The organism is Kitasatospora sp. NPDC058190 (genome assembly GCF_042883685.1).
Taxonomy (GTDB): domain Bacteria; phylum Actinomycetota; class Actinomycetes; order Streptomycetales; family Streptomycetaceae; genus Kitasatospora.
On record NZ_JBHVVI010000066.1, the window covers coordinates 44,822 to 50,997 of the forward strand.

A 6,176-nucleotide genomic window follows, 5' to 3' on the forward strand; every position below is an offset into this window, starting at 1 on the left:
TGTCCAGGATCACAGGCCTCTGCCTGCAAGAATGTCCGCATGCATCTCGTACCGGCCGACCGCGCGGGCCACCGCACCATCGACGGCCACCGGGTCTGCGAGGCCATCGCCGCGATCGGCGACACCGCGCACGTCCGGTCCTGGGCCGAGCGGTTCTCCCTGCTCGCCGACCCCGGACGGCTCGCCCTGCTGCTCGCTCTGCACCGGGCCGGCCCGCTCGCCGTCACCGACCTGGCGGTTGCCACCGGCATGCGCGACCCCGCCGTCTCCCAGGCCCTGCGACTGCTGCGCACGGCGGGCGTGGTCACCGGGGACAAGGACGGACGCGTGGTGCGCTACCGGCTCGTGGACGACAGCATGCGCCCCCTCCTCGACGAGTGCGCCGCCGGAGAGCACCACGAACCCACCGCAGCGGCGGGCTGACCGACACTCGGGCCCGACCGTCTCTCGCGAGGGGCACCCCGGGAGCGGCCCGGATGAGTACGATCATGAGGTGCCGTCCCACCCCCACGTCTGGCCCGCCGACCGCTGGAACACCCGCCCGGTCAAGGCCCGCGTGCTGGCGGTCGCCCGCACCCTCACCTCGGCGACCCGGGTCCTGGACGTCCTCACCCTGCTGAACCAGGACGGCATCGAGCGGTACTTCACCGTCAACCCCGGCTCCGCCTTCGCCGACCGTGGCCTCACCGACTACCTGCGCGGCCTGCCCGGCTACACCGTGCTGGAGTGGGAGGACGCCGTCCGCCGCCGCTTCGACCTGGCCGTCGCCTGCGCCGTCCACGCCTCCATGCACCGGCTGGACGCCCACCTGGTCGTCCTCCCGCACGGTGCCGGCTACAACCGCCTGGTCACCGAGTCCACCGGCGACACGGTCAGCGCCGCGGGGCTGTCCCGCAACGAACTCACCCACCGGGGGCGGGTGTTCGTGGACGTCCTCGGTCTCTCCCACCCCGAGCAGCTGGACCGGCTGCGGGTCTCCTGCCCCGAGGCCCTGGACGTCGCCCGGGTCGTCGGCGACCCGTGCTTCGACCGGATCCTCGGCAGCGAACGCTCCCGGGACGCCTACCGCGCCGCACTCGGCGCCGTCGACGGCCGCCGGCTCGTCGTCGTCAACTCCACCTGGAGCGGGCACTCGTTACTCGGCCGCCGCCCCGACCTGCCCCGCCGTCTGGTCCGCCGGCTGCCCGCCGACGAGTACACGGTGGCCGTCGTGCTGCACCCCAACATCTGGAGCCGGCACGACCCCGAGGCGCTGCTCGACGACGCCCGCCGGATGGGCCTGCGGCTGATCCCGCCGCACCAGGGCTGGCAGGCCGCGCTGGTCGCCGCCGACTGCCTGATCGGCGACCACGGCTCGGTCTCCGTCTACGGCGCCGCCCTGGGCCGCCGCACCCTGCTGGTCGCCACCGGCGCCGCCGAACTCGACCCGCACTCCCCCAGCTACGCCTTCGGCCAGGCCGCGCCCGTCCTCGACCCGGACGGCGACCTCGCCGCCCAGCTCGAACAGGCCCTGGCCCGGGACCCGGCCGACCTCAGCGACATCACCGACCGCTCGCTCGCCCACCGCGGCGAATCCGCCCGGCTGCTGCGCCCGCTGCTCTACTCCTTCCTGGAGCGCCTGGACGAGCCCGAGGGCGAACCCGTCCTGCCGCCCTACCCCAAGCCCGTCCCGCGCCCCGGCGGCACCGACCGGCCCACCGCGTACGACGTCGAGGGCAAGAGCGAGGGGACGGAAGTCAGCCTGCGGCGCTACCCGTTCGACCCGAACGACCCCACCCCGCGCGGCTTCCACGCGCTCACCGACGACCACCCGGGCGACGCCCTGCGCTACACCGCCGAGGTCCTCGCCCGCACCGAGCCGCACGCCGAACACCCCGCCACCCACTGGCTCGCCGACACCGCCGTCGAACTCCCCGGCCTCGCCGTCGCGGTGGCCGCCCTCGGCCCGGCCCGCCACCTGCTCAGGCTGCACACCGGCCGGCTGCTGGAGGCCCTCGCCGAACGGGACTTCGGCCGTGCCGAGCCCGTCCTCGACCCGCTGCTGCTCGGCTCCGCCGTGGCCTCCTGGCTCGCCGACGGCGGCGACCCGGCCGGCCTGCCCGAACACGGCCTCACCGTCCGCACCGGCGAGCACCGCACCCGGGTGTCCTTCCGGACCGGTCCTTAAGGCCGCAGCTCCCGCAGCTCCCGCAGCCGGGCGCGGCTGCGCTCCGCCAGCTCGGGGTCGTCCAGCTCCTCGGCCAGGGCCACCAGCAGGGTGTGGGCCTGGGCCTCCTTGGGGTGCTGCTTGCGCTCCCCGGCCCGGCGGGCGCAGTCACCCGCGGCCGCGACGGCGAGGTCGAGCCGCCCGAGCGCGCGGTGAGCCCGGGCTCGGACCAGCGGCAGCTTCATCAGCATGTCGTGGTCCGCGGTGGCCTCGGCCCGCGCGGCGGCCTCGGCCAGCACGGTCAGCGCCTGCTCCGGGCGGCCGTCCGCGATCAGCGCCTGCGCCAGGTTGTAGCTCTGCACGATCTCGCCGTGGTCGTCGCCCCGGTTCTCCGCCAGGGCCCGGGTGAACCGGTCCACCGCCTCGCCCGGGCGGCCGTCGGCCAGGCAGAGCAGGCCGTCCGTCTCGAGCAGCACCCCCACCACCCGGCGCTCGGCCACCAGCGGCAGCTGCGCCGCGGCGAGCGCCAACTGCTCGGCGGCCGGCCCGTACTCCTTGCGCTCGTAGTGGGCGCGGGCGAGCTGGTTGCGCATCCGGACCACGGCGTCCGGCTGGTTGTCCCACTGGGCCGACTCGACGCCGAGCCGGTGGGTGGCGATCCAGTCCTGGTAGAGCTTGCGGCCGTGGTAGAGCGGCCACAGCGACTCACAGAGCCGCCACACCTCGCCGTGCCAGCGCTGCTCGGCCGCCGCCTCCACCACCGCGCGCAGATTGGCCCGCTCGGCGTGCAGCCACTCCAGCGCCGCCGCTCCGGAGGCGAAGCCGGACAGCCCCTCGCCGCCGGCCTCCTGCAGCCGCAGCCGCGACCCCATCGCCCGGTCGGCCAGCGAGGACCGGCCCCGGTAGTACGCCACCACCCGGGCCAGCAGCTCGGCCCGGCCCGGGAGTTCGCGGGTGCGGCCGTAGGCGTGCCGCCGCACCACGTCATGGGCGCGGAAGCGCTCCTCGGAGTCGTCGGCGTCCAGCACTTCGTCCACCAGATGCACGGCCCGCAGCTCCGTCAGCGCCTTCGCGGCCTCCTCGACGCCCGCCGCGCGGGCCAGTTCGGCCGACAGGAAGGGGCCGGGGTGCACACCGATCAGCCGGTAGAGCGCCCGGCCCTGCGGCGACAGCCGCTCGTACACCGCGTCGTAGGTCGGGCCGAGGTCGGTTCCCTCGTCGTCCAGCATGGCCAACCCGCCCTCCCGGTCGCGCAGTTCGGCCACCACCCGGCCGACCGGCAGGTGTTCCCGGTCGAGCAGCTGGCTGCCGACCGCGTTCAGCGCGAGCGGCAGCCCGCCGCACTCCTCGACCAGCGCCGCCAACTCCGCCTCGGTGCCCCGCCCGGCGCCCAGCCACCGGCGCACCAGCTCCGTTCCGGCCGTCCCGCTCAGCGGCCCGAGCTGCCGCACCTCGGCGCCGTCCACCCGCAGCGCGGGCAGCCGCCGTCGGCCTGCGACGACCACCAGCCCGCTGGACGGGAGCAGCGCCCGGACCTCGGCGGCGTGCTCGACGTTGTCCAGGAAGAACAGGCAGCGGCGCTCGGCGGTGACGGTCCGGAACTCGGTGAACCGCTCCGCCTCCACCGCCGGGGGCTCGGAGCCGAGCGCGCGCAGGAAGCCGGCCAACAGTTCGGGCAGGTCCACCCCGCCCTGGTGCCGGTAGGCCAGCAGGTCCGCGTAGAGGTCTCCGTCCGGGAATCTGGCCCGGTGCTCCTCGGTGAACTTGGCGATCAGCTCCGTCTTCCCGACCCCACCGAGGCCGGTGAACACCACGATCCCGAGCCCGCCCGCCTCCATCCGCCCCAACGCCCCGGTCAGCGCGGCGAGTTCCGGCTCACGGTTGACGAAGGGGCCGTGCGGCGCCCGGACCTGACGCGGCCTCGGCACCGGTTCGGGCTGGTGGAAGTGCACCGATCCGATGCTGTCGGCCTGCACCACGTGGCCGCCCACCGTGGCGCCTGACACGGTGTTCGTCACCTCGCGCCGATCCATCCGCGTGCTCCCTCCGGCCGGTCTGGGCCCAGCCTACGGTCCGGGCCTGCGGCCGGTGGGCGGATCAGCCGTTCAGGCCGCCTGGCAGGTCGGGCACCAGAACAGGTTGCGGGCGGCGTGCTCCTCGGTCCGGACATCCGTGCCGCAGACCAGGCAGGGCATCGCGGCGCGGCGGTAGACGTACACCTCGCCGCCGTGGTCGTCCACCCGGGGCGGGCGGCCCATCGCCTCGGGGGTGTGCTCGGGGCGGACGGTGTCGATCCGGCCGGCGGCGACGCCCTCGCGCATCAGGGCGACCAGGTCGGCCCAGATCGCGTCCCACTCGCCGCGGGTGAGGTCGCGGCCGGCCCGGTGCGGGTTGATGTGGTGCCGGAACAGCACCTCGGCGCGGTAGACGTTGCCCACCCCGGCCAGCACCTTCTGGTCCATCAGCAGCGCGGCGACGGTCGTACGGCTGCCCGATATCCGGCGCCACGCGGCCTCCGGGTCGGCGTCGGCGCGCAGCGGGTCCGGGCCGAGCCGGGCGGCGACGGCGGCCTTCTCGGCATCGGTGATCAGCTTGCAGGTGTTGGGGCCGCGCAGGTCGGCGTAGCCGTCGTCGTTGGCCAGCCGCAGCCGGACCAGCCCCACCGGGTCGGGCGCTGGGCCGGTGCCGAAGGTGAGACCACCGTAGAGGCCGAGGTGGATGTGCACCCAGGCCCCTTCCTCGAAGCCGAGGAAGAGGTGCTTGCCGGTGGCCTCCGCGCCCGTGAGCAACTGCCCGTCGATCACCTTGGCCTCGTCGGCGAACCGGCCCTGCGGGCTGGAGACCGCGACCGGGCGGTCACCGAAGGCCTTGCGGTTCTCGGCGGCGAGGCGGTGGATGATGTGGCCTTCCGGCACGGGCGTCAGCTCCCCCAGAAGTGGTACGGCAGGACAGGGTCCATCATCGCAGCCGCCACCGACAGCTCCACGACCGCGCAGGTCAGCGGACCGGCATGCCCATCAGCCGGGCCAGGATGACCCGGTCCAGCTCGGCGGCCGTACCGGCGACGTCCAGGTAGGAGTTGTCGATGATCGGCAGCCCGGAGTTGTACCAGCCGGCCATCCGCCCGTGGATCCGCGCCACCTCTTCGTCGCCGAGCCGCCGGGTGCCGCTGCGGCGGGCGTTGCGGCGCAGCACCGAGTCCAGGCTGGGCAGCAGGACGACCGGGATCATGCCGGGGCCGATGTGCCGCTTCCAGCCGCCGAGGCCGATGGCCGGGCGGTCCGGGAAGACGGCGTCGTCGATGATGCAGGAGATGCCGTTGGCCAGGTAGTTGCGGCAGGCGAAGCCGCAGGTGCGGCGGGCCAGCCGGTACTGGGCCTCGGAGGCGTTGTTCCAGCCGGACTGCGGGTTGGCGAAGCCGGACTGCACCCACTCGCGGACGTCGTCCAGGCTGATGTGCGCGGTCGGGGTGGCCCGGCGCTCGGCCCAGTACCGGGCGACGGTGGTCTTGCCCGCCCCGGCGGGGCCGATCAGCAGCACGGCGATCGGACCGGCGGGCGCGTGCCGCTGCGGCGGGTGGACGGGGAGCTGGACGGGCGCGCCGGTGGGCAGCACGAAGTGCCCGGTGCCCCCGGCCGGAACGGGCGCGCTCGGCGCGGGCGCCGCGGCCGGAGCGGGCGCGGGAGCCGGAGCGGGCACAACAGCCGGAGCGGGTGCGGGAGCCGGAGCGGGCGCCACCGGAGGCGGCGGCACCGGGGCAGCGGCGGGAACGGCAGCAGGCACCGGCACGGGTACCGCACCGCCGGAAGGCGCAGGAGCGGCGGCCGGCCGAACCGGCGGCGGCGGGGGCTGAGGCGGCGGAACCGGCGCCTCCGACGGGGACGCCCCCGCACCGCCCCCCGGCGGCACCGGCGGAGCGGCGGGACGCGGCGGGACCTGCCCACCTCCGGCGTACTGCGTCACGGCACCTCCCGACACTTTCTCAGCGGGGACACTACACGGCCGCCCGGCGGCGGGCACAGTCCGCCGC

5 protein-coding genes are annotated in these 6,176 nt (G+C 75.5%); 2 read left to right on the forward strand and 3 right to left on the reverse strand.

The window, feature by feature from the left end:
* The first annotated feature begins 39 nt into the window (after positions 1-39).
* Positions 40-423 (forward strand): ArsR/SmtB family transcription factor, encoded by a 384-nt coding sequence (locus ACFVWU_RS27240; protein WP_387625768.1) that lies wholly within the window; start codon positions 40-42, stop codon positions 421-423.
* Positions 424-493: 70 nt separating this feature from the next.
* Positions 494-2,167 (forward strand): hypothetical protein, encoded by a 1,674-nt coding sequence (locus ACFVWU_RS27245; protein WP_387625770.1) that lies wholly within the window; start codon positions 494-496, stop codon positions 2,165-2,167.
* On the opposite strand, the gene ACFVWU_RS27250 is transcribed toward ACFVWU_RS27245, so the two are convergent.
* From ACFVWU_RS27250 to ACFVWU_RS27260, 3 genes are all read right to left on the reverse strand, one after another.
* Positions 2,164-4,164 (reverse strand): AAA family ATPase, encoded by a 2,001-nt coding sequence (locus ACFVWU_RS27250; RefSeq protein WP_387625772.1) that lies wholly within the window; start codon positions 4,162-4,164, stop codon positions 2,164-2,166. The genes ACFVWU_RS27245 and ACFVWU_RS27250 overlap by 4 nt on opposite strands.
* An 87-nt stretch (positions 4,165-4,251) precedes the next feature.
* Positions 4,252-5,061 (reverse strand): Fpg/Nei family DNA glycosylase, encoded by an 810-nt coding sequence (locus ACFVWU_RS27255; protein ID WP_387625773.1) that lies wholly within the window; start codon positions 5,059-5,061, stop codon positions 4,252-4,254.
* A gap of 82 nt (positions 5,062-5,143) precedes the next feature.
* Positions 5,144-6,055 carry an AAA family ATPase gene (locus ACFVWU_RS27260; protein ID WP_387625775.1) on the reverse strand — a complete coding sequence of 304 codons (912 nt, stop codon included), beginning with the start codon at positions 6,053-6,055 and terminating at the stop codon, positions 5,144-5,146.
* Positions 6,056-6,176: the final 121 nt, after the last annotated feature.